The organism is Pseudomonas sp. 02C 26, from assembly GCF_002843585.1.
Lineage (GTDB): Bacteria > Pseudomonadota > Gammaproteobacteria > Pseudomonadales > Pseudomonadaceae > Aquipseudomonas > Aquipseudomonas shirazensis.
The window spans coordinates 501,269-523,714 of sequence record NZ_CP025262.1; the positions used below are offsets into that span (position 1 = coordinate 501,269).

Annotated in this window: 19 protein-coding genes; 5 read left to right on the forward strand and 14 right to left on the reverse strand. The window is 62.9% G+C overall.

All coding sequences use genetic code 11. The features are described 5' to 3' along the window. The first annotated feature begins 5 nt into the window (after positions 1 to 5). On the forward strand, positions 6 to 689 hold the full coding sequence (locus CXQ80_RS02210; protein ID WP_101316061.1) for a hypothetical protein: 684 nt from the start codon (positions 6 to 8) through the stop codon (positions 687 to 689). Next, a complete protein-coding gene (locus CXQ80_RS02215) occupies positions 689 to 1,312 on the forward strand; it encodes a hypothetical protein (protein ID WP_101316063.1) in 624 nt (207 codons plus the stop codon). The genes CXQ80_RS02210 and CXQ80_RS02215 overlap by 1 nt, the downstream gene beginning before the upstream one ends. On the opposite strand, the gene CXQ80_RS02220 is transcribed toward CXQ80_RS02215, so the two are convergent. From CXQ80_RS02220 to CXQ80_RS02285, 14 genes are all read right to left on the reverse strand, one after another. Next, the gene (locus CXQ80_RS02220; protein WP_101316065.1) at positions 1,309 to 1,905 is read right to left on the reverse strand and encodes a MarC family protein; all 597 of its coding nucleotides are present in this window, start codon (positions 1,903 to 1,905) and stop codon (positions 1,309 to 1,311) included. The two genes, CXQ80_RS02215 and CXQ80_RS02220, sit on opposite strands and share 4 nt — an antisense overlap. A gap of 95 nt (positions 1,906 to 2,000) precedes the next feature. Beyond that, positions 2,001 to 4,778, reverse strand: coding sequence for a hybrid sensor histidine kinase/response regulator (locus CXQ80_RS02225; protein ID WP_101316067.1), 2,778 nt, complete (start codon positions 4,776 to 4,778; stop codon positions 2,001 to 2,003). A 139-nt stretch (positions 4,779 to 4,917) separates the two neighbouring features. Continuing rightward, positions 4,918 to 6,210, reverse strand: a complete 1,293-nt coding sequence (purD, locus tag CXQ80_RS02230; RefSeq protein ID WP_101316069.1) for a phosphoribosylamine--glycine ligase — start codon at positions 6,208 to 6,210, stop codon at positions 4,918 to 4,920. 172 nt (positions 6,211 to 6,382) lie between these two features. Then, a complete protein-coding gene (gene purH / locus CXQ80_RS02235) occupies positions 6,383 to 7,990 on the reverse strand; it encodes a bifunctional phosphoribosylaminoimidazolecarboxamide formyltransferase/IMP cyclohydrolase (RefSeq protein ID WP_101322931.1) in 1,608 nt (535 codons plus the stop codon). 79 nt (positions 7,991 to 8,069) lie between these two features. Next, positions 8,070 to 8,390, reverse strand: coding sequence for a DNA-binding transcriptional regulator Fis (gene fis, locus CXQ80_RS02240; RefSeq protein ID WP_101316071.1), 321 nt, complete (start codon positions 8,388 to 8,390; stop codon positions 8,070 to 8,072). Beyond that, positions 8,387 to 9,400 (reverse strand): tRNA dihydrouridine synthase DusB, encoded by a 1,014-nt coding sequence (gene dusB / locus CXQ80_RS02245; protein WP_101316073.1) that lies wholly within the window; start codon positions 9,398 to 9,400, stop codon positions 8,387 to 8,389. Before dusB ends, fis begins: the two co-directional genes overlap by 4 nt. Before the next feature lie 173 nt (positions 9,401 to 9,573). Further along, complete coding sequence (locus CXQ80_RS02250; protein ID WP_101316075.1) at positions 9,574 to 10,935, reverse strand: DUF3426 domain-containing protein; 1,362 nt, start codon at positions 10,933 to 10,935, stop codon at positions 9,574 to 9,576. Positions 10,936 to 10,964: 29 nt separating this feature from the next. Continuing rightward, the gene (gene prmA / locus CXQ80_RS02255; RefSeq protein WP_101316077.1) at positions 10,965 to 11,858 is read right to left on the reverse strand and encodes a 50S ribosomal protein L11 methyltransferase; all 894 of its coding nucleotides are present in this window, start codon (positions 11,856 to 11,858) and stop codon (positions 10,965 to 10,967) included. Between the two features lie 165 nt (positions 11,859 to 12,023). Further along, a complete protein-coding gene (accC, locus tag CXQ80_RS02260) occupies positions 12,024 to 13,379 on the reverse strand; it encodes an acetyl-CoA carboxylase biotin carboxylase subunit (RefSeq protein ID WP_101316079.1) in 1,356 nt (451 codons plus the stop codon). 17 nt (positions 13,380 to 13,396) lie between these two features. Then, positions 13,397 to 13,855 carry an acetyl-CoA carboxylase biotin carboxyl carrier protein gene (gene accB / locus CXQ80_RS02265; protein ID WP_101316082.1) on the reverse strand — a complete coding sequence of 153 codons (459 nt, stop codon included), beginning with the start codon at positions 13,853 to 13,855 and terminating at the stop codon, positions 13,397 to 13,399. A gap of 100 nt (positions 13,856 to 13,955) precedes the next feature. Then, complete coding sequence (gene aroQ / locus CXQ80_RS02270) at positions 13,956 to 14,408, reverse strand: type II 3-dehydroquinate dehydratase (RefSeq protein ID WP_101316084.1); 453 nt, start codon at positions 14,406 to 14,408, stop codon at positions 13,956 to 13,958. Between the two features lie 178 nt (positions 14,409 to 14,586). Next, positions 14,587 to 16,356 (reverse strand): protein-disulfide reductase DsbD, encoded by a 1,770-nt coding sequence (locus CXQ80_RS02275; protein ID WP_101316086.1) that lies wholly within the window; start codon positions 16,354 to 16,356, stop codon positions 14,587 to 14,589. A gap of 78 nt (positions 16,357 to 16,434) precedes the next feature. After that, positions 16,435 to 18,396, reverse strand: a complete 1,962-nt coding sequence (locus CXQ80_RS02280) for a methyl-accepting chemotaxis protein (RefSeq protein ID WP_101316088.1) — start codon at positions 18,394 to 18,396, stop codon at positions 16,435 to 16,437. Between the two features lie 131 nt (positions 18,397 to 18,527). Continuing rightward, positions 18,528 to 19,865 (reverse strand): diguanylate cyclase, encoded by a 1,338-nt coding sequence (locus CXQ80_RS02285; RefSeq protein ID WP_101316090.1) that lies wholly within the window; start codon positions 19,863 to 19,865, stop codon positions 18,528 to 18,530. Positions 19,866 to 20,110: 245 nt separating this feature from the next. Here CXQ80_RS02285 and CXQ80_RS02290 point away from each other — a divergent pair, with 245 nt between their 5' ends. From CXQ80_RS02290 to CXQ80_RS02300, 3 genes are all read left to right on the forward strand, one after another. Further along, the gene (locus CXQ80_RS02290; protein ID WP_101316092.1) at positions 20,111 to 21,178 is read left to right on the forward strand and encodes a DUF2333 family protein; all 1,068 of its coding nucleotides are present in this window, start codon (positions 20,111 to 20,113) and stop codon (positions 21,176 to 21,178) included. Positions 21,179 to 21,180: 2 nt separating this feature from the next. After that, positions 21,181 to 21,717 (forward strand): NUDIX hydrolase, encoded by a 537-nt coding sequence (locus CXQ80_RS02295; RefSeq protein WP_101316094.1) that lies wholly within the window; start codon positions 21,181 to 21,183, stop codon positions 21,715 to 21,717. 213 nt (positions 21,718 to 21,930) lie between these two features. Beyond that, positions 21,931 to 22,302 carry a translation initiation factor Sui1 gene (locus CXQ80_RS02300; RefSeq protein ID WP_101316096.1) on the forward strand — a complete coding sequence of 124 codons (372 nt, stop codon included), beginning with the start codon at positions 21,931 to 21,933 and terminating at the stop codon, positions 22,300 to 22,302. Positions 22,303 to 22,446 lie beyond the last annotated feature (144 nt).

Below are 22,446 nucleotides of genomic sequence, written 5' to 3' on the forward strand. Positions count from 1 at the left end.
ACCCCATGCAAATACAGAATCACGCCCTGGTGCTGGTCGCCGGGACAGTGTTGTTGATTGATCCACAGATCAGCCCATCGCAGCGTCAGGTAGCCATTGATAGCACGCTCTACGCGCAGCTGGTCGCGAACAAACGTGCGGGCAGTCGCTTTACCGAGCCGACCACCTGGGACCGCGCTTATCGAGCAGTGTATGCAGAGCTGGGCTGGCTCGTGACCAGTCAGGCGCACGATGAGCAGATTGTTCCGGGCGTCGCCGGGCTGGCCATCTCTCCAGCGCTTCAAGCGTGGTTCGGGCAGGCAGGCATCGATGGCGGTCAGGTCTTGCGCAGCGTCTTCGAAAGCTTGCGCGAGCACCCATATGGGCTGCGGCAGCTGCAAGGTTTCATCCGCTCGGACACTGCAGACGGGCATTTGGCAAAGCTGGAAATCGGCCTGATAGAGGCGGACATGCGTCTGCATCTGTGCAGCCTGAGCTGGCAGTCCACGGCCGCTGTCGAAGCAGCCGAGCAGCCCAGCCTGAGCGAAATCGCGACGTTGCCGGCCGAGGTCCAACTGCGCTGCCTCTCACTGCTGTGCGACGCGCAGTCCTTTGAAACAAAACGCAGCCAGTTACGCATGTTGGTGGACAAGAAACAGCATGAACACGGCTATGTGCTCGAACTGCCCACGCAGAACAGGAGGATGTAATGGCAAATACCCAAGCAGCGGTAATCGGCTCGTCGATCGTGAGCTTCCTGCCCGGTCTTGATAGACAGCAGTGCGACGCGGTAAAGACGGCGGTTGCCTTGGCCGAGCGCGCCACCCTGAGCGTGTTCAATGAGGGTCTGGTCGAGGACTGGTTGAGCTACTTTCGTAACCAGCTAAAGTTCATGGGGTGGGATGCGGTTGCGCCAGAGGACATACATTGGCCGACGGATCAACGGTCAAAGCTGGTGGACAAAGCGCTTCAGACCATTGCCGCCACGGCAGGTGAGCACTTTGCCAAGTCCACCGATCTTGCCCTGCGCCGGTTGATGGCCAGCCCGGCCACCCTGGGTACCTTCGAGCGACAGGCCGCCGAGCGACAGTGCCTGCAATTTCTTCCTTGTTCGCCGGCCGGTAACGGTCGAGTCGACATGGTGCTGTACTTCGAGACTGACAAGAAGACTCGCTTCGCGACCGGCTTCATGGAGCGCAAGCGTAGCTACCAGAAAGTCTCTGCCGAGCTGGTGCGGTTCAATGTCCGAGCATTCATGGACACGCACCTGCCCAAGGTTCTTGCCAGAACGGTAGAGCAGGCGCGACTGAGTATCCACGAGTATCAGATCTAGTTAAGCAAGTAGCCCTTGATCCCGGTAAAGATGATCTGCGCAGCCAGGGCACAGACGAACAGCCCCATCAAGCGGCTGACGATCTGCAAGCCCTGGTCACCCAGGATTCGTTCGATACCGTGCGAGAGGTACAGCACCAGGCCGACAGTGAAACTGGCCAGAGCAATACTGACGATTGCCAGTAGCTTGTCATCCCAGTGCGGCTGGCTGACGCCCATCACCAGCAGCGCACCGATGGTGCCGGGGCCGACGGTCAGCGGGATGGTCAGCGGTACGATGGTTACGTCCTGCTGTACGTTGTCGCTCTGCACCGCCGGCTTGCCCTGGGCCATGCTCAGCGCAGAAATGAACAACACACTGCCGGCACCGATACGAAAGGCGTCGGCAGTGATGCCGAACACGCCGAAGATCACCCGGCCAAACAGGTACAACAGCACGCTGGCAATGAGCACGGCAATCGCCACGCGCCAGGCCAGCTGCTTGCGCTCCTTGCTGGAGTGGCCGCGGGTCAGGCTGATGAAGCAGGACAGCACGAAGAACGGGCTGTAGAGCACGAGCATCTTCAGATAAACGCTGAACAACTCATGAAGCATGGCCAGGATCCATGGCGAAGGGAGGGGTGCGGCAAGTGTATCAGCCGCTCAGGCGGTGGGTTTGAGCTTTGCCCGGCTGCGCTCAGCGCTGCCGGTCATGATGCATCCACCTCAGCGGCTCTCGCCTCGCGCTGCCCGGCCCAGTACTGGACCAGTTCGCGCAGTTGCGACAGCTCTACCGGCTTGGCCATGTGGCCGTCCATACCGGCCAGGCGTGCACGTTCCTTGTGCTCGCTGAGGATGTGGGCGGTCAGCGCGACAACCGGCGTGCGCTGGCGCTGGTTGGCCGCCTCCCACTCGCGCAGGCGAATGGTCGCTGAGAATCCATCCAGCACGGGCATCTCGCAATCCATCAAGACCAGATCGTAGCGACGAGCCTGCATGGCCTGCAGGGCCTCCTCGCCATTGCTGGCGGTATCAGGTTCGAGGTTGAGCTTGCCGAGCATGCCGCGGATGACCTTGGTCGAAATGCTGTTGTCTTCGGCAACCAGCACGTGGAAGTCGGCTGGAACTTCCAGTGTCGCCGGCGGCATGCCCAGCGCGACCGGCGGCGTGGCCTGCTCACGTCCGCGCTGGGCCAGCTCTTCAGCGAGGGTGGTTTTCAAGGTGTAGCCGGCCACCGGCTTGGCGAGGATGCGCTTGACCCCGGCGTTGCGCGCGATGACCTTGCTCGGGGCGTTGCTGATGCCGGTCAGCATCACCACCAGGATGTCGTGGTTGAGGCTTGGGTCTTCCTTGATCTTGGCTGCCAGTTGCATGCCGGTCATGCCGGGCATGTTCTGGTCGAGCAGGACCGCGTCGAAATAGTCGCGCAGGTGCGCCTTGGTGCGCAGCAGGGCGAGCGCTTCCTTGCCCGACGGCACGGCACTGACATTCATCCCCCAGGCACTGCATTGCTGCACCAGGACCTTGCGACAGGTGTCGTTATCGTCGACCACCAGTACTCGTGCGTCACGCAGCGGGCCGTCCAGGTCGGCCGGTGGCTGCTCCAGACGTGACGGGTCGAGCGGCAGGGTCAACCACAGGGTGTTGCCCATGTTGCTGCTGCTCTTGATGCCGAATTCGCCCTGCATCAGACCAATCAATTGTTTGGCGATCACCAGCCCGAGATGGCCACCGAGCTTGTTGCTGGAAAGAAACTGATGGCTGTGTAGCTCGGCCTGCAGCAAGGCTTCGCGCTCGGCCGGTGGCATGGCACTGCCGCTGTCTTGGACGGCAATGCGCAAACGCGGCAGCTCGCCGCGTTGATCCAGTGCCACCACCAGCAGGATTTCGCCCTGCTCGGTGTTTTTCAGCGCGTTTTCCAGCAGGCTGGAAAGGGCCTGACGCAAGCGCGTGGGGTCGCCGCTGATGACCCGCGGGACTTGCGGTTGGGTAAAGCTGATCAGCTCGATGTTGCGTTGTTCGGCCTTGGCCCGAAAGATATTCAGGCAGTCTTCGATCAAGGCGTTGAGGTCGAACTGCACATCGTCCAGCTCGATCTGCCGCGACTCCAGCTTGGAGATGTCGAGGATCTCGTTGATCAAGGTCAGCAGCTCGTTGCCGGCGCTGTGGATGGTCTGCACGTAGTCGCGCTGCTTGACCGACAGCGGCGTGCCCAGCAACAGCTCGGTCATGCCCAGCACGCCGTTCATCGGTGTGCGGATTTCATGGCTGATCTTGGCCAGGAACTCGGCCTTGGCGTTGAGCTCGGCGTCGCTGGCTGCCAGCGCGCGGCTGGCACGGAAGCGGTCCTCATTGATGCGTCGCAAGCGTTCACTCACTGCCAGGTTGAGCAGCAGGCCGCTGCTTACCGTCAGTGCCAGCAGAATGCACAGCAACCATGGCGTCGGCGTGCGGGTCAGGCCGAGCAACGCTGGCAGCAACACCAGCCCGCCGAGGTTGTACACCAGCATCGCCAAGGCGAACAAACGTGCCGGGCTGTAGCCCTTGTACCAGTGATAGCTGCTGACCAGCAGCATGCTTGCGCTGCCAATCGCGAGCAGGGCGTAGGTCATCAGGTTGAGCGGCAGGGTGTCGACGAACAGCAGGATCAGGCTACTGACGCCAACCAACAGCATCTCGCCCTGCAACAGCCGATTCAGCCGCGGCGAATTGCCGGTACTGAAAAAGTGCTGGGTGAAGTACAGACCGGCCAGCCCGGCCATGACCAGGGTCAGGTAGGCGGCAGGCGTTTGCGCACTGTGCCAGACGTGCCACCAAGGCCCGCTGAGGTTGAGCAGGATCAGCGCGCTGAGCAGCATCAGGCCGTGGTAAAGGGCAAGAATCAGGGTGGTGCTCGAGCGCACGTAGAGGAAGCGAATCACGTTGTGCAGGATCAGCATGACCAGACCGCCGAACAACAGGCCGAACAACAGCAGCAAGTGTTGGTCGCCCGCAGCCTCGGCAGCAGACAGCAGGCTGATGGCTGGGCGCAGTTGGTGTTCCGAGACCAGGTGCAGGTAGACGTCCAGTGGCTGGCTGCTGTTGGGTAAAGTCAGCAAGTGGTCACTGCCGAGCAGGGTCGGCTCGCTGCCGGTGTTGGCCTGCGGACCATGGTGGCGCTGGCGCAGCAGTTTGTCACCGTTGAGCACGTACAGATCGAGGCGGGACAGGTCGGGAGCGAAGATGCGCAGCAGGCGTTGCTGGTCATCCGGTTCCAGCCGGTAGTGCAGCCAGAGCGCTTGATCAGGCTCGGCAGCCTCCAGCTCGTTGAGCTGGAGGGGACTGAATTGGTTGCGGTAGCGTTCGGAGCGTACGTCGCTCAGTTGCAGGTTGGCCTGTTCATCGAGCAGCAGCGACCAGCCACCACCTTGCTCGGCCGAGGCCGGCGGCAGGCAGAGCAGGGTCAGCAAGCTGACGAACAGGGCAAGGGCAATCCGAAGCCGACGCAAGACGAGATCCTTTCTTAGCGGGTGTGGCGAAGCACAACTATGCGCGGCGGGTGAAGGCGAACGCAAGGCCCATCGGCATCCTGTCGACGAGCCGAAGGCCGTGCACCAAAGGGCGTCACGGCCATTCGCCAAAGCGCTGTTACTGCGCTTCACCACGCTCGCGGGCAATGGCCCGGTAGCCGATGTCGGTGCGGTAGAAGCTACCGTCCCAGCTGACGTCCTTGGCCAGGCGGTAAGCCTGTTCCTGGGCCTGGGCGACGGTCTGACCGAGGGCAGTGGCGCACAGCACGCGGCCGCCGTTGGTCACGACCTGGCCGTCCTGCAGCGCAGTGCCGGCATGGAAGACCTTGCCTTCCAGCTTGGCCGCAGCGCCGAGACCGTGAATGGTAGCGCCCTTGGCGTAGTCGGCCGGGTAACCGCCGGCAGCCAGCACGACACCCAGGCTTGGCCGCGGGTCCCATTGTGCTTCGACCTTGTTCAAGGCCTTGGCGAAGGCGGCTTCGATCAACAGCACCAGGCTCGACTCCAGGCGCAGCATGACTGGCTGGGTTTCCGGGTCGCCGAAGCGGCAGTTGAACTCGATCACCTTGGGGTTGCCGGCCTTGTCGATCATCAGCCCGGCGTACAGGAAGCCGGTGTAGACGTTGCCTTCGGCGGCCATGCCGCGCACGGTCGGCCAGATCACCTGGTCCATCACCCGCTGGTGCACTTCGGCGGTAACCACCGGGGCTGGCGAGTAGGCGCCCATGCCGCCGGTGTTCGGCCCGCTGTCGCCGTCGCCGACGCGCTTGTGGTCCTGGCTGGTCGCCATCGGCAGCACGTTTTCACCGTCGACCATGACGATGAAGCTGGCTTCTTCGCCGTCGAGAAACTCTTCGATGACGACCCGCGAACCTGCATCACCAAAGGCGTTACCGGCGAGCATGTCGCGCACGGCGTCTTCGGCTTCCTGCAAGGTCATGGCAACGATCACGCCTTTGCCCGCAGCAAGGCCGTCGGCCTTGATCACGATCGGCGCGCCGACCTTTTGCAGGTAGGCCAGGGCTGGCTCGACTTCGGTGAAGTTCTGGTAATCCGCGGTAGGGATCTGGTGACGGGCCAGGAAGTCCTTGGTGAACGCCTTGGAGCCTTCAAGCTGGGCAGCGCCCTTGGTTGGGCCAAAGCAGTCGAGCTTGCGGCTGCGGAACAGGTCGACGACGCCGGCAACCAGTGGCGCTTCCGGGCCGACGATGGTCAGGTCGACGTTCTGCTCGGCGAAATCGGCCAACTGCTCCAGAGCGGTCACCTGGATGTCGACGTTCTCGCATTTGGCTTCGGTGGCGGTGCCAGCGTTGCCTGGGGCGACGAAGACTTTTTCGACACGTGGGTCCTGGGCAACTTTCCAGGCCAGGGCGTGTTCACGGCCGCCGTTGCCGATGATCAAAACTTTCATGTCTAAAACCTCGAAAACTGTTTAGCCCAGACGCCTCTTTGTAGGAGCGGCCTTGTGTCGCGAAAGGGTCGAGGAGCGACCCCAAAATTGGCGATGATGCACTAATCCTGGGCCCGCTGTGCGGGCCTTTCGCGACACAAGGCCGCTCCTACAAGAGCGCGGTCGGCAGAAATTAGTGGCGGAAGTGGCGCATGCCGGTGAACACCATGGCGATGCCGGCTTCGTCGGCAGCAGCGATCACTTCAGCATCGCGCATCGAACCACCTGGCTGGATCACTGCAGTGATGCCGGCCTTGGCAGCGTTGTCGATACCGTCGCGGAACGGGAAGAACGCGTCCGAGGCCATGACCGCACCTTGTACCTGCAGGCCAGCATGCTCGGCTTTGATGGCAGCAATGCGTGCCGAGTTGACGCGGCTCATCTGGCCAGCACCGACACCGATGGTCTGGCGCTGCTTGGCGTAGACGATAGCGTTGGACTTGACGAACTTGGCAACTTTCCAGGCGAAGATCAGGTCGTGAATTTCCTGCTCGCTCGGCGCGCGCTGGGTAACGATCTTCAGATCGTCGGCGCTGATCATGCCGATATCGCGGCTCTGCACCAGCAGGCCACCGTTGACCCGCTTGAAGTCCCAGCCAGCGCTGCGCTCGGCTGGCCACTCGCCGCACTCGAGCAGACGCACGTTCTGCTTGGCGGCTACTACGTCACGGGCAGCCTGGGAGATCTTCGGCGCAATGATCACTTCAACGAACTGACGCTCGACGATGGCCTTGGCAGTCTCGCCGTCCAGTTCGCGGTTGAAGGCGATGATGCCGCCAAAGGCCGACTCGGTGTCGGTGGCGTAGGCCAGTTCGTAGGCCTGACGAATGCCGCCTTCGTTTTCCGGAACCACGGCAACGCCGCACGGGTTGGCGTGCTTGACGATCACGCAGGCCGGCTTGACGAAGCTCTTGACGCACTCGAGGGCGGCATCGGTGTCGGCCACGTTGTTGAACGACAGCTCTTTGCCCTGCAGCTGGGTGGCGGTAGAGATGCTCGCTTCGCCCTTGTTCGCTTCAACGTAGAACGCCGCGTTCTGGTGCGGGTTCTCGCCGTAGCGCATTTCCTGGGCTTTGACGAACTGGCTGTTGAAGGTGCGCGGGAACAGGCTGCGGTCGGAAGTCGACAGGGTCTCGGCAGCCTGGTTCACGGTGCCCATGTAGTTGGCGATCATACCGTCGTAGGCGGCGGTGTGCTCGAACGCCTTGAGCATCAGGTCGAAGCGCTGAGCGTAGGTCAGGCCACCGGCCTTGAGGCTTTCGAGGACCTGGCCGTAGTCACCGGCGTTGACCACGATGGCCACGTCCTTGTGGTTCTTGGCTGCCGAGCGAACCATGGTCGGGCCGCCGATATCGATGTTCTCGATTGCGGTCGGCAGGTCGCAGCCAGGCTTGGCGATGGTGGCTTCGAACGGGTACAGGTTGACTGCCACCAGGTCGATTGGCTTGATGCCGTGCTCGTTCATGATCGCGTCGTCGGTGCCGCGACGACCGAGGATGCCACCGTGGATTTTTGGATGCAGGGTCTTCACCCGGCCGTCCATCATTTCAGCGAAGCCGGTGTAGTCGGCCACTTCCACCGCGTCGACGCCATTGTCCTTGAGCAGCTTGTAGGTACCACCGGTGGACAGGATCTCGACGCCGAGCTGTTGCAGCTCGCGAGCGAATTCGAGGATCCCGGTCTTGTCGGAGACGCTGATCAGGGCGCGGCGGATCGGCAGGCGGGTAGTCTGGTCGGTCATTTCGGATTCCATAACGCGGTGGAGTCAGCAAAAAAGGCGCCTCCTGCGGGAGCCGCCTTTTCTGATTGGGATTCTGGCCTTAGAGCAAATCGTACTGCTTGAGCTTCTTGCGCAGGGTGCCACGGTTGAGTCCGAGCATCTCGCTGGCTTTGGTCTGGTTGCCCTTGACGTAATTCATCACACTTTCGAGCAGCGGCGCCTCGACCTCCGAGAGCACCAGGTTGTACACGTCCGTGACGGAGGCGCCTTCGAGGTGGGCGAAGTAGTTGTGCAGCGCCTTCTCGACGCTGTCGCGCAGGGTCTGGCCCTCCTCGCTCGGCGTATTCAGGTGCTGCTTGAGGTTGGCGTTGTCGCTCACGGGCGTTGTTCCACTCACTAAAGTCTCGGTCATCATCGTCATGCGGCCACCCCTTGTTCGTCCTTTGTTTCAAGGCTCTGTCGGCATTCGGAGAAAAACTCGCGAACGTTGGCGCATTGCGCGTGTGTCTCATCCAAAGCGTTGAACCGGGAGCGGAACTCCTTGCCGCCGGGTCGGGTTGCCAGGTACCAGCCAACGTGCTTTCGGGCGATACGTACGCCCATTACATCGCCGTAGAAGGCATGCAGCGCGGCCAGGTGCTCCAGCAAAATGCGTTCAACTTCGTCCAGCCCTGGCGCCGGCAGGTATTCACCGGTCTGCAGGTAATGCTCGATCTCGCGGAAGATCCACGGCCGGCCTTGGGCAGCACGGCCAATCAGCAGGCCGTCGGCACCGGTGGCATGCAGCACCGCCCGGGCTTTTTCTGGCGAGGTGATATCGCCATTGGCAAAGACCGGGATCGACACTGCCTGCTTGATTGCAGCAATGGTGTCGTACTCGGCTTCACCGGTGTACAGGTCGGCGCGTGTGCGGCCATGCACCGCAAGCGCCTGGATGCCGGCCTGCTCGGCAATTTTTGCCACGTTCAGGCCGTTCTTGCTCGAACGGTCCCAGCCGGTACGAATCTTCAGGGTCACCGGGACATCCACTGCGCCAATGACGGCATCGAGGATCTCGCTGACCAGCACTTCATCTCTCAATAAAGCAGAGCCTGCAGCTTTGTTGCAGACTTTTTTTGCCGGGCAACCCATGTTGATGTCGATGATCTGCGCGCCGGCCTCGACATTGGCCCGGGCCGCCGCCGCCATCATCTGTGCATCACCCCCGGCGATCTGTACCGAGCGCGGCTCGGGATCACCTTCATGGATGCGGCGCAGACGTGACTTGCGGCTGTCCCACAGGCTCATGTCGCTGCTGACCATCTCCGACACCACCATGCCTGCGCCCAAGCGCTGGCAAAGCGTGCGGAAAGGCTGGTCCGTAACCCCGGCCATAGGCGCAAGGATAAGGTTGTTGCGAAGCGTATATGGGCCGATGCGTACCGCCGACATAGGTGTTCCCTGTTGTGGGGCCGAATCATTGAGGTCAAAAAGGGTGGGCATAATACCCGCTCTGGATGACTGGATAAAGGTCAATTTGGATAAAATCTGAACAGCTGCGGCCTTATGCCTCGCAGTTCTGGACAAGCTGCAGGCGCCGGTAAACCGGCGTCTGCAGGCAATTGTCACTCCGGCGAGCGGAAGCTCAGGCTGTAGTTGACGGCCTTGGGGCCCGGGTCGAGGATATCCAGGGCGATATGGATAGGCGTCTGGCTGGGCATTTCGCCGCGCCCGGCCAATTCACCGGAGAGGTACTCGCTGGGTTTGAAGCGACGACTGGCAATCGACTGGCCGTTGAGGTCGGCAAAGCGCAGTTCCAGCAATGGGAACGGTTGGGCAAACGGCGCGCGGTTGTAGATGATCGCGTCGACGATCAGGGCGCCCTTGAAGTCCGGATGGCTGCGCACCACCAGGTTGCTGCTCTTGATCCGGGCAATGTCGACCCGGGTCGGCACCTTGCAGCCCAGCGTCGGGCACAGTTGCTGGAACCACGGCCGGTACTGGTCCTGGCGAGCCATTTCGTCGAAGTGGAACCACACGTATTGAAAGGCCAGCAAGCCGGCGGCAAGCAGGGTCAGCGTGCCCCACAGCAAGCGCTTGCCCCAGTTGACCTGGGGTTTTTGCCAGTCCAGCTGGAGCGGGTCGTCGACCACATCGATCAGCGGCTCCTTGCGCCGGTTGGCGCGGCTGTTCAGGCCCGGTTCGATACGCTCATCGAGCGGCTGCTCGAGTTCCTGGTCGTGGGCGTCCAGCGCTGACAGGTTTTCCTTGCGGCGGCCATCATCGAACGCCGACAGGCCGCTTACAACCGTGTCATGGTCGTCGTCGGCGGCCAGAGACTCGCGGCTCAGCGCTTCGGCTGCGGTCAACGGCGCGCCCAGCGTGGGCTGCTGGCGGCTGGGTTGATCGTCCGGGTCAAGCACCAGGCCAATGCTTGGCTCGGTGCGCTCGCGGGGCGATGGCTCGTGCTCGAAGGCTTCCTGCTCAAACGGCTCTTGCTCAAGCGCTTCGGGCTCGATCAGTGGCGGCTCGAGGACCAGCGGTGAAGGCTCGCTCAGAGGCTCGTCGGTGGCGTTACCGAACGGGCGGCCGACGTCTTCGTCCGGGTCGTGCACCTCGCGCACCGCCTGCAGGGCATCGCTGCGCGCCTCGCTCTGGCCTTCGCTGGCCCGATCGCGACGCTCCAGATTGGCTAATGCCTGGTCCAGGTCGATTTCGTCAAAGGCCTGAGCGCTGGCCTGCCAGTCGTCCTGGCTCGGCGCCGGCCCAGCAGGCGCTGGTGCTTCGACCGGGGTAGCCAGCTCCGGCTGCGCAGGCGCCGTCTCGGCAGTGGCTACGCGGTTTTGCTCGAGCAGTTGCTTGGCGGCGTTGAACACTTGCAGGCACTGGCCGCAGCGAACCACCCCGCGGGCCACGCTCAATTGATGATGCGTGACGCGAAAGCTGGTCTGGCAATGCGGGCACTGGGTGACGAAACTGTCGGTCATGCGGCGATCCGGGGGGGCTGTGCAGGTAATTATTTCAGGCCTGCCGAGCGACGGCGGCCACTGATGCGAACCCAGCCGTCGCGGACGACGATCGGGTCCAGGTCAAAGTCTGCAGCATAGGCGGCGGCGACTTCTTCACCCTGTTCGGCGAGGATTCCCGATAACGCCAGCAGGCCGCCCGGTCGTACCAGGCCCGACAACTGCGGCGCCAGCGAGACCAGCGGGCCAGCCAGAATGTTGGCCACCAGCACGTCGGCCTGCATCGCCGGCATGTCTTCAGGCAGGTACAGCGGGAAGCGCTCGGCTTCGATACCGTTGCGCCCGGCGTTGTCGCGCGAAGCTTCCAGCGCCTGCACATCGATATCGGTACCGACCGCTTCGCGCGCGCCCAGCAACAGCGCAGCGATGGCCAGAATGCCCGAGCCACAGCCGAAGTCCAGTACCTGCGCGTCAGCCAGTTGCTGGCCGTCGAGCCACTCCAGGCACAGCGCGGTAGTCGGGTGGGTGCCGGTGCCGAACGCCAGGCCCGGGTCGAGCAGCAGGTTGACTGCTTCCGGCTCAGGGGCTGCGTGCCAGCTTGGCACGATCCACAGACGCTGGCCAAAACGCATGGGCTGGAAGTTGTCCATCCAGCTGCGCTCCCAGTCCTGGTCTTCGATGACTTCAGCCTGATGCTCGGGCAGCTCGGCGTTGGTCAGCAGGCGCAGGTGAGCGAATACCTGCTCAGGCTCAGCGTCGGCTTCGAACAGGGCCAGCAGGTGGGTGTGCGACCACAGTGGCGTGGTGTTGAGGTCCGGCTCGAAGATCGGCTGGTCTTCGGCGTCCATGAAGGTTACCGAGACAGCGCCTACTTCGAGCAGGGCATCTTCGTAGGTTTCGGCTTGTTCCGGGCTGATGGCCAGACGTACTTGCAGCCAGGGCATGGCGGGTACCTTAAAAAATCTGTGGGGGCAGCGACTGGGCTGCGCGAAGTAGGGCAGTTTACTTCAGTGTGTGCGGTTTGTGCGCGTGGCGAGGCAAGCGAGGCACGAGCGGCAATAAAAAACCCCGGCACAGGGCCGGGGTTTGTTCAGCGCATCACTTCAAGATCAATCCTGGTTGGCCAGTTTGTGCTCGAGGTAATGGATGTTGACGCCACCTTTGCAGAAACCTTCATCGCGCACCAGGTCGCGGTGCAGCGGGATGTTGGTCTTGATACCGTCGACCACGATTTCGTCGAGGGCATTGCGCATGCGCGCCATGGCTTCGTCGCGATCCTTGCCGTAGGTGATCAGCTTGCCGATCAGCGAGTCATAGTTCGGCGGAACCGAATAGCCGCTGTACAGGTGCGAATCGACCCGCACGCCATTGCCGCCTGGGGCATGGAAGTGCTTGACGGTGCCTGGGCTCGGGATGAACTTGCGCGGGTCTTCAGCGTTGATCCGGCATTCCAGCGAGTGGCCGCGGATCACCACGTCATCCTGAGTGAACGACAGCTTGTTGCCAGCGGCGATGCTGAGCATCTCCTTGACGATGTCGATACCAGTGACCATTTCCGAAACCGGGTGCTCGACCTGAACACGGGTGTTCATTTCGATGAAGTAGAAGCGGCCGTTCTCGTAGAGGAACTCGAACGTGCCGGCACCACGGTAACCGATGTCGATGCACGCCTTGACACAGCGGGCGAAGACTTCCTGACGCGCTTGCTCGTCGATGCCCGGGGCCGGCGCTTCTTCGAGAACCTTCTGGTGACGGCGCTGCAGCGAGCAGTCACGGTCGCCGAGATGGATTGCCTGGCCCTGGCCGTCGGACAGCACCTGGACTTCCACGTGACGTGGGTTGGTCAGGAACTTCTCGAGGTAGACCATCGGGTTGCCGAACGCAGCACCGGCTTCGGTACGGGTCAGCTTGGCCGACGCGATCAGGTCTTCTTCATTGTGCACCACGCGCATGCCGCGACCACCGCCGCCGCCAGCGGCTTTGATGATCACCGGGTAGCCGACTTCACGGCCGATGCGCAGGGCTTCTTCTTCGTCTTCCGGCAGTGGGCCGTCGGAGCCTGGTACGGTCGGTACACCAGCTTCGATCATGGCTGCCTTGGCCGAAACCTTGTCGCCCATCAGGCGAATGGTGTCGGCTTTCGGGCCGATGAAGGCAAAGCCGGACTTCTCGACCTGCTCGGCGAAGTCAGCGTTCTCGGCGAGGAAGCCGTAGCCTGGGTGGATGGCGGTAGCGCCAGTCACTTCGGCGGCAGCGATGATCGCCGGGATGTGCAGGTAGGAATCCTTGGACGACGCAGGGCCGATGCAGACCGATTCGTCCGCCAGACCCAGGTGCATCAGCTCACGGTCAGCCGTGGAGTGCACAGCGACGGTCTTGATGCCGAGCTCTTTGCAGGCCCGCAGGATACGCAGGGCGATTTCGCCACGGTTGGCGATCAGGACTTTTTCCAGCTTCGCAGACATCGTTGGCTCTCCGAGGATCAAACGACGGTGAACAGCGGCTGGTCGAATTCAACCGGCTGACCGTCTTCCACCAGGATGGCGTCGATGACACCGCCGATTTCGGCTTCGATGTGGTTCATCATCTTCATCGCTTCGACGATGCACAGGGTGTCGCCTTTCTTGATGCTCTGCCCGACTTCAGCGAAGTTCGGCGAGGTCGGCGATGGCTTGCGGTAGAAGGTACCGACCATTGGCGAACGGACCACGGTGCCTTTGAGCACTGGCGCGGCGTCGGCAGCAGGGGCGGCAGCGGCAACCGGAGCAGGCGCAGCTGCTGGAGCGGCGGCCATCGGTTGTGGCGCGAAGTACTGCTGAGCAGCTGGGGTCTTGCTGTGACGGCTGATGCGAACGGACTCTTCGCCTTCCTTGATCTCCAGTTCGTCGATGCCGGACTCTTCCAGCAGTTCGATCAGCTTTTTGACTTTACGGATATCCATTAATCAGCAACTCCCAAGGTTTGGTCGGGGACGTAAATTGAAAACGTGTCGAAAACGTTTCTCTATGACCTCGGCCCGCAGGGGCCAAGGCCTTGTTTCATCAGGGCTGTGCGCTTGCAGCCAGCTGTTCCAGAGCTGCCTCCAGGGCCAGTCGATAACCGCTGGCGCCGAGACCGCAGATCACCCCTACCGCAACATCGGAGAAGTAGGAGTGATGCCGGAACGGTTCACGCTTGTGCACGTTGGACAGGTGCACTTCGATGAATGGGATGCTCACCGCCAGCAATGCGTCACGTAATGCGACGCTGGTGTGGGTGAAAGCAGCCGGATTGATCAGGATGAAATCGACGCCTTCGTCGCGCGCGGCGTGAATCCGATCGATCAGCTCATACTCGGCATTGCTCTGCAGGTACTGCAGATGGTGGCCTGCGGCACGGGCACGCTGCTCCAGATCCTGGTTGATCTGGGCGAGGGTGGCGGCACCGTAATGACCCGGCTCGCGGGTACCGAGCAGGTTGAGGTTGGGGCCGTGCAGCACCAGTAGGGTAGCCATCTGCGGGTTCCTTGGTCTTGTAGGGCAATACGACATGCGCGGCGACTATGCCGCAAAGCGAGTAGGTGTGTCCAGTTCCCGGCAATAGCCAGCACGTTGCCCGAGATTCGCGCAAAGTATGTGACCAGATGTTTAAATTTGGTCACCGCAGGCTGCGAACAGCGCAGTCAGCAGGAAGTTATAGCCCGAGTTGGCCGCGTACGCGCGTGAGGATCTGTGCAAAATCGCCGGCGTTTATTTCCCCAACCACACGATCGCTGCTCATTTCGCTGCCGTTTGCGGCAAAGAACAGCAGTGCCGGCGGGCCGAACAAGCGATAGCGGTCGAGCAGGCTGCGCTGCTCGACATTGCTCTCGGTGATGTCGAAACGCAGCAGCTTGAAGGCGCCCAACTGCGCCTGCACCTGCGGTGCGCTGAGCACCTCATGTTCTATCACCTTGCAGCTGATGCACCAGTCGGCGTACCAGTCGAGCAGCACCGGTTGGCCGGCGGCCGAGGCCGCCGCCAGGGCTGCGTCGAGCGCCGCCGGAGTGGTGATGGTCTGCCATGCGTCGGCGCTGACTGCGCCTGCAGAAGCGGCTGGAGCCGCGCTGGGCAGTGGCCGCAGTGGGTCACCCTGGCCGCTGAGGGCGCCGTACCAGCACGCCAGGGCGTACACCAGCAAGGCCAGGCCGGCCAATTGCGCGAGACGCTCGCGTGGCGTTTTCACCACCAGCTCAAGGGCGCCGAGGAACAGCGCTACGCCCGCCGCGAGCAGGCCGATCAGGAGCAAAGTCAGCGGCCCGGGCAAAACCCGGCTGAGCAGGCCGATAGCCAGACCCAGCAACAGCACGCCGATGGCATTCTTGACGGTGTTCAGCCACGGCCCACTCTTCGGCAGCCAGGCCGCGCCGCCGGTGCCGATCAGCAGCAATGGCGCGCCCATGCCCAGGCCTAGGGCGAACAGTTTCAGCGCGCCGCCCAAAGCGTCACCACTGGCGCTGATGTACAGCAGGGCGCCGGCCAGTGGCGCCGACACACAGGGTGAAACCAGCAGGCTGGAGAGCACGCCGAGCACCGCGGCACCGAGCAGCGAGCCGCCTTGGGTGCGATTGGCCACGCGGTCCAGGCGATTGCTCAGGGCTTGCGGTAGCTTCAGCTCGAACAGGCCGAACATGGCCAGGGCAAACAGCACGAAGAACAGCGCAAACGGCACCAGCACCCAGGCCGATTGCAGCCGCGCCTGCAGGTTCAGCCCCGCGCCAAACACGCCCATCAGCGCGCCGAGGGTGGCGAAGCACACCGCCATCGGCAGTACATAGGCCAGCGACAGGCTGAAACCACGCCAGCCGCCGACCTGACCGCGCAAGACCACACCCGACAGGATCGGCAGCATCGGCAGTACGCAGGGGGTGAAGGTCAGGCCGACACCGGCGAGGAAGAACAGCAGCAACGCTTGCCAGTCCCAGCCGGGCGCGCTGCTTGGCGAGCTGGCTGCACCAGCCGCATCGATGGCAATCCTTGCGGTTTCCGGCGGATAGCACAGGCCTTTGTCGGCGCAGCCCTGGTAGCCCACCAGCAGGGTAAAGCCGCGGTTGTCAGCGGCAGGTCGCGGCACGACGATATCGAGCACGCCGTGATACACCTCGACATCACCAAAAAACTCGTCGTGCTTGGCCTCACCGGGCGGAATCTGCGCCGTGCCCAGAGCTACATCGGCAGGCTCGCTGCGGAACTGGAAGCGGTGGCGATAGAGGTAGTAACCGTCGCTGGCGACGAAACGCAGGGTGATGTTCTGCGCATCACTGCTGACCAGGCTCAACTTGAACGCTTCATGCACCGGCAGGAAGTCGCTGTTGTTACTCAGGGCAGAGGCACCGAGCGTGGCACTGGGGCGGTTGTCGAGCAGGCCAGCGGCGAAAGCCGGGCTGGCCAGCAGCAGAAGCAGCAGGAAAAACAGGCGGCGCATGGCGGACTCGCGAGGTCGAACGTGGGCGCATGATAGCGGACTTGGCGGGCATTGGGGGCGCCCGCCCGGCGCCCTTGTTTAAACGCGGAATGCAGCCACTGCAGTGTTCAGCTCGCCGCCCAGCTTGAGCAATTGCTCGCCTTGTTCACGGCCTTCGCCGATGCGCTGCAGGTTGTCTTCGCCCAGTTGGTGAATGCGCTCGCTGTGGTCGCGGATGTCGCTCACGGCGCCGGTTTGTTGCGCCGTCACATCGGCGATACGCCCAGCGGTGTCGGCGATGGTGCGGATTGCCGTGACGATTTCATCCAGAGCGCCATCTGCCGTCTGCGCCTGGCTGGCAGTGGCCTCGGCATGCTCGAGCTGGGTGCGCATGCCATTCACCGAGTCGCGCGCGGCCAGTTGCAGGCGGTCGATCAGTGCCTGGATTTCGCCGGTAGCGCCAGTTGTGCGCTGCGCCAGCGAGCGCACCTCATCGGCGACCACGGCAAAGCCGCGGCCCATCTCGCCGGCGCGAGCCGCTTCGATTGCGGCGTTGAGCGCCAGCAGGTTGGTCTGTTCGGCAATCGAGCGAATCACCGTGAGCACACCGCCGATGGTCGCCGACTCCTGTGCCAGTTGTTCGATCATCTGCGCGTTGCCCTGGACTTCATCAACCAAGGTACGCAGACCGGACAGGCTCTGGCCGATCACCCGCTGACCGTGCTCGACGGCACTGCCGGCCTCGCGACTGGCCTGGGCCGCAGCGCTGGCATCGCCTGCCACTTGCTGAATGGTCGCTTCCAGCTCGCCCAGGGCATCGCGGATCTGCGCGGTGTCACCGGCCTGGCGTTCGGCGCCTTGGTGCAGGCCGCTGCTCATGCCGGCCAGGGCATGACTGCTGCCAGCAACCTGCTCGGCGTTGGCGCGCAAGGTCGCCACCAATTGCACCAGATACTGGCGCAGGTGGTTGAGCGAATCTTCGATGTCGTGCAGTTCGCGGTTGGTGTTGCCCAAGGAGATGGGCTGGGCAAAATCGCCCTCGGCCCAGCGTGACAGTGCTGGTGCAAGGCTGCCGAGGGTTCCCGCCAGGCGCCGCTGGAGGCTGTCGATGAGCAGCGCGATGAACAGAATCAAGACGATCATCACGCCCTGAATGATGCGCACCTCGGCGGCGATGCTGGCGTGTTGCGCGCGTACCTGCGGCTCCAGCCCGGCAATCGCTTGCTGCACCGCCTCGAGCCGCTCGCGGGTGCTGTTGGCCAGGGTTGCGCGCTGATCGATCTGTTCGCGGGTGCGCTGCAGTTCGGCGCGATAGCGGCTGAGCAGGCTCTGCAGATCGCGCTTGAGGGCCACGGCGACGTCTTCGCGCTGCTCGCTAGCCTGGCTTTGCAGGCCCATCAGCGCGGCGAAGTCGTCAGCGCCGGACTCGGCCGCGCGGGTCACACCCAGTAGCGGCAATGCTGCAATCTGCTCGGCCTGAACACGTACCTGCTGCAATTCGCGTTCGACTTCTTCAGCCAGCTCGGCGCGCCCACTGCTGACCAGCTTGTCGCGGGCCAGCGATAAACGGCCCAAATGCACCGCTGCGTCCAGCAAGGGCGCCAGGTAGCGCTGGGCCTGCTCGCTGGTGCTACCTTGGGCGTAGCCAGCCAGCTGTTCGAGAGTGCCGCCCAGTTCGCGTTCGGCCTGCAGCAGCAAGGCTTGCGGATCACCCGCCAGCTTGCCGGCGGCCAGTAGCTGATTGCCGGTGAATGCCTGCAACTCGCCGAGGCTGGGGCGCAGTTGCTCGGCCAGAGCTTCGGGCCAGTCAGCAAGCGCTGCCTGCAACTGCTGGTTGCCCTGCACAGCGGCGGCGTGGCGTACGGCGTCGCCGCTGGCCAGGTAGGCCTGGGTATCGCGCTCGATATGGTTCTGAAACTGCTGCGACAAGCCCAGATAGCGTTCCATCAGCAGATAGGGGCGCTCCAGCGCTCGTTGTGACCACCACAGGGTTGCGCCCAGGGCAATGCACACGGCAACGAGCAACAGGGTATTGAAATTGGTCAACCACTTCAGGCGCATGGCGCAGGCTTCCGGCAGCGTGGAGAGAGGTAGGTGCCTGAAGTTATTGCGATTGCATGACGGGGTGATGACGGAGGAGGGTGCTGCGCTGGACAATTGTGGCCTTTTGCCTTGATCGGGCCTGGCGCTGTTTACGCGGGGTCTACCCGCACCACGCAGTTGCGCCCGGCATGCTTGGCCCGGTACAGCGCTTCGTCAGCGGCACTGGCCATGCTCAGGGCATCGTGCGCTTGATCCAACTGCACCACGCCGGCGCTGAAGGTGCAGTGCAGGTCATGGGGTTGGGCCGGATAGATGATCTCGGCAAAGCGCCGGCGGATCTCGTCGAGCACCTTGTAGGCCGCGCTCAGCGGCGTATTGGGCAGCACAATGGCGAATTCCTCACCGCCGTAACGGCCGATGTAATCGGTCTTGCGCAGGCGTTGCTTGAGGAACAATGCCAGGCTCTTGATCACCCGATCGCCCATGGGGTGGCCGTGGCGGTCGTTGATCTTCTTGAAGTGGTCGATGTCGAGCATGGCAAAGCTCAGCGGCTGCTGTTCGCGGCGGGCGCGGAAGCTGCAGTCTTCCAGCAATTGCAGGATATGCGTGTGGTTGTACAGACCGGTCAGGCTGTCGCGGACCATCCTCGCCTTGAGATGACGCGCGCGCACGGCGCGGTTGCGTACCGTGGTCAGCAGCTGGCGTGAACGCACCGGCTTGGTCAGAAAATCATCACCGCCTTCGCTCATGGCATCGAGCTGCTTGTTGAGATCGTCCTCGGCCGACAGGTAGATGATCGGCACGCTGACATAGCGGTCATTGTGGCGGATCACCTTGGCCAGCTCCGGCCCGGTACAGTCGGGCATATAGAGGTCGAGGATGATCAGGTCGGGCTGGAAGTCAGCCAGCTCGGCCATGGCGCGGATCGGCTCGGTCAGGCTGCGGGTGATCATCCCGGCGCTGTTGAGCACGCGCTCGGTATGCAGTGCCTGGGTACGCGAGTCGTCGATGATCAGTACTCGAAACGGGTCGTACTGAGTGGCGTTGGTCAGCATCTCGACCTTTTCCAGCAGGCTCGATGCTTCCAACGTACCGGTCATGAACGCCTGGCCACCGGCGCGCACGGCGGCCAAGCGCGTCGGCGTGTCGGTTTCGTGCAGGCTGAAGAACAGCAGCGGCACAGCCTGATCCAGCCCCAGCTGGGCCTGCGCCGCCAGCAGCAGGCCACAGCCCGGGCCGCTGAAGTCGACGTCCATGACTATCGCCGCCGGCAAGCGCTCGCGCATCGCCGCGCAGAACGCCTCGGCAGTGGCCAGTGCGTGCACCCCCAGGCCAAAGAATTCCAGCTGCTGCGCCAGGCGTTCGGCGCGGTCATGATCCTGCAGCAGGATATACACCGGTTTGCGCAACGGCGGCAGCGGCACCTCATCGACGTGATCGCTGCTGCGCTTGGCGCGCTCGTGGCTGGGCTGTGGTGACTGGATCATGGCTGACTACTTATTATGGGGGAATGCAGCTTCGATGATGGCTGTATGCTAGCACCACTTCTGCAAGCTGCGCGTGTGCCAGGTCAACATTGCGTCTGGTCCTGTTATTCAGTTGCTGACCGCCCGGTCGCTTATGCGCAAGCCGGTGTCTGCTTTATAGTGGGTCGATGTGGGCTTGCCGTGGCACCCTGACCGTAGCCTGAGGTCCAAGCTCTGAACCGTCGTGACTGATTAAGGACAATGCCATGCTGGACTGGAAAAACCGTGAGGCCACTGCCGAGCCTCGTGAGCGGCCCGACTCCCGTCGCGCCGCCGCCCGTAGCTACTTTGGCGGCCTCTGGAGCCGCGCTCTTGGGGTTGTGATCGGGCTGTACCTGCTGGTCTGTATCGGCCTTGGCTGGTACTGGAGCCAGGAGCCTGACCTGTTCCCGGTGCAGCAGAATGCCCAGGCCAGCGCCGAGCGCAGCGGGCAGAAGATGGTCATTGGCTACACCACCGTCGAGACGCTGAAAACCGTTGCCGCCACCCTGCTCGACAAGCCGGGCGGTTACATTTCCAACGACCGCTTCCCACCTGGGCTGTGGATGGACAACATGCCGAGCTGGGAATATGGCGTGCTGGTGCAGGTGCGCGACTTGTCGCGGGCACTGCGCAAGGACTTCGCCCGTTCGCAGTCGCAGTCGACCGAAGACGCCGACCTGGCCAAGGCCGAGCCGCGCTTCAACTTCGACAACAAGAGCTGGATCCTGCCATCGAGCGAGTCCGAGTTCTCTGAAGGCATCAAGTCGCTCGAGCGTTATCAGGCGCGTCTGGCCGCAGGCGACAAAGGCGCGATCTTCTATACCCGTGCCGATAACCTGAACAACTGGCTGGGTGACGTAGCCACCCGTCTGGGTTCGCTGTCGCAGCGGCTGTCGGCCAGTGTCGGCCGGGTCAAGCTGAACAGCACCCTGAAGACTGAAACCGTGGTGGCTGGCCAGGTGCCGCAGCTTGACGAAGAGCTGGTAGAAACACCATGGATGCAGATCGACAACGTCTTCTATGAAGCACGCGGTCAGGCCTGGGCGCTGTCGCACCTGCTGCGCGCCATTGAAGTGGACTTCGCCGACGTCCTGGCCAAAAAGAACGCCACGGTTAGCGTGCGCCAGATCATTCGTGAGCTGGAAGCCTCGCAGGAAGCCCTGTGGAGCCCAATGGTGCTCAACGGTAGCGGCTTCGGCATGTGGGCCAACCACTCGCTGGTGATGGCCAACTACATCTCGCGCGCCAACGCTGCAGTGATCGACCTGCGTCAGCTGCTGTCGCAAGGCTGAGCATGACCATCACCCCAGCCGAGGCTGCCCACCGGGCGGCCTCGGACCTCGAACTGATCGCCTGGGTCGACGAGCATGATCAACTGCTCGGCGCCATGCCGCGTGCACAGCTGCGTGAGGCAGGGCTGATCGGCCGCTGCACGTTCATTCTGCTGTTCAACAGCGCCGGCTTGCTCTGCATCAACCGCCGCTCCCTGAGCAAGGCGGTCTACCCGGGGTACTGGGACGTGGCCGCTGGCGGCATGGTGGCGACCGATGAGAGCTATGCCGAATCGGCGGCCCGCGAGCTGGCCGAGGAACTCGGGGTGACCGGCGTCGAACTGCGCTTTCATGAGCGGTTCTATTTTGACCAGCCGGGCAATCGGCTCTGGTGCGGCGTGTTTTCGGCGGTCTGGGACGGGCCGTTACGCTTGCAGCCGGAGGAGGTCAGCGAGGCGCGTTTTGTCAGTCTGGCGCAGGTCGACGACGAGCGTCAGCGCTTGCCTTATTGCCCGGATTCACTGGTTGCGCTGCAGCGCTATCAGGCAGGCTTGAGCTAGTCTGCGGCCAGGAGCCTGCGTAAGGTCGTAAAACCTGCGCAAAATGGCGCAATCCAGTACTTAGCAAGCGGCGCAATTATCGTTACACTGCGCGCCCTTTTCGGGCTGTCGCAGCTTTTGCGTCAGTAGCGCCGCCCCTGCCAGAGTGGGGCTTCGCGGTCGGCTCCAGGCAACGGAATCGACCAGTTTTTGTCCTCAGCAAGAGGAACAAAAGTGGCCAAGAAAGCTTCTTCCTTTTCCGCCTTGAGCGGTCTCGTTTATTCCACCGATGCCGGTCGGCACTGCCCCGACTGTGGCCAGCCGGCGGACGCCTGTATCTGCAAGCAGCAAGCCATCCCCGAAGGTGACGGTATTGCCCGTGTGCGCCGCGAAAGCAAAGGCCGCGGCGGCAAGACGGTGACCACCATCAGCGGTGTGCCGTTGGCGCTCGAACCCTTGAAAGAGCTGGCTGCCAGCCTCAAGCGGCGTTGTGGCACCGGTGGCGCCTTGAAAGACGGCGTTATCGAGATCCAGGGCGACCACGTCGAGCTGTTGCTGGCAGAGCTGACCAAGCAAGGCTTCAAGGCGAAAAAGTCCGGTGGTTGAATCACCAGGCGATTTTTTCCCCCGAGCTTTCTAAACTCGATTCCGTAACCAGGGTCTACCCCTGGCATGGACGAATCGTCATTTTTCGCTTTTACACTGCCGTCGCCTTGTCGCCAAGGCAGTGTCTTCGACTTATCTACAGGG

What these genes read in the sequence shown, in the direction of transcription:
- CXQ80_RS02210 (WP_101316061.1), top strand. Translation starts at nt 6, where the DNA reads ATGCAAATACAGAATCACGCCCTGGTGCTGGTCGCCGGGACAGTGTTG.
- CXQ80_RS02215 (WP_101316063.1), top strand. Translation starts at nt 689, where the DNA reads ATGGCAAATACCCAAGCAGCGGTAATCGGCTCGTCGATCGTGAGCTTC.
- CXQ80_RS02220 (WP_101316065.1), bottom strand. Translation starts at nt 1,905, where the DNA reads ATGCTTCATGAGTTGTTCAGCGTTTATCTGAAGATGCTCGTGCTCTAC.
- purD (WP_101316069.1), bottom strand. Translation starts at nt 6,210, where the DNA reads ATGAAAGTTTTGATCATCGGCAACGGCGGCCGTGAACACGCCCTGGCC.
- purH (WP_101322931.1), bottom strand. Translation starts at nt 7,990, where the DNA reads ATGACCGACCAGACTACCCGCCTGCCGATCCGCCGCGCCCTGATCAGC.
- fis (WP_101316071.1), bottom strand. Translation starts at nt 8,390, where the DNA reads ATGACGATGATGACCGAGACTTTAGTGAGTGGAACAACGCCCGTGAGC.
- dusB (WP_101316073.1), bottom strand. Translation starts at nt 9,400, where the DNA reads ATGTCGGCGGTACGCATCGGCCCATATACGCTTCGCAACAACCTTATC.
- CXQ80_RS02250 (WP_101316075.1), bottom strand. Translation starts at nt 10,935, where the DNA reads ATGACCGACAGTTTCGTCACCCAGTGCCCGCATTGCCAGACCAGCTTT.
- prmA (WP_101316077.1), bottom strand. Translation starts at nt 11,858, where the DNA reads ATGCCCTGGCTGCAAGTACGTCTGGCCATCAGCCCGGAACAAGCCGAA.
- accC (WP_101316079.1), bottom strand. Translation starts at nt 13,379, where the DNA reads ATGTCTGCGAAGCTGGAAAAAGTCCTGATCGCCAACCGTGGCGAAATC.
- accB (WP_101316082.1), bottom strand. Translation starts at nt 13,855, where the DNA reads ATGGATATCCGTAAAGTCAAAAAGCTGATCGAACTGCTGGAAGAGTCC.
- aroQ (WP_101316084.1), bottom strand. Translation starts at nt 14,408, where the DNA reads ATGGCTACCCTACTGGTGCTGCACGGCCCCAACCTCAACCTGCTCGGT.
- CXQ80_RS02275 (WP_101316086.1), bottom strand. Translation starts at nt 16,356, where the DNA reads ATGCGCCGCCTGTTTTTCCTGCTGCTTCTGCTGCTGGCCAGCCCGGCT.
- CXQ80_RS02280 (WP_101316088.1), bottom strand. Translation starts at nt 18,396, where the DNA reads ATGCGCCTGAAGTGGTTGACCAATTTCAATACCCTGTTGCTCGTTGCC.
- CXQ80_RS02285 (WP_101316090.1), bottom strand. Translation starts at nt 19,865, where the DNA reads ATGATCCAGTCACCACAGCCCAGCCACGAGCGCGCCAAGCGCAGCAGC.
- CXQ80_RS02290 (WP_101316092.1), top strand. Translation starts at nt 20,111, where the DNA reads ATGCTGGACTGGAAAAACCGTGAGGCCACTGCCGAGCCTCGTGAGCGG.
- CXQ80_RS02295 (WP_101316094.1), top strand. Translation starts at nt 21,181, where the DNA reads ATGACCATCACCCCAGCCGAGGCTGCCCACCGGGCGGCCTCGGACCTC.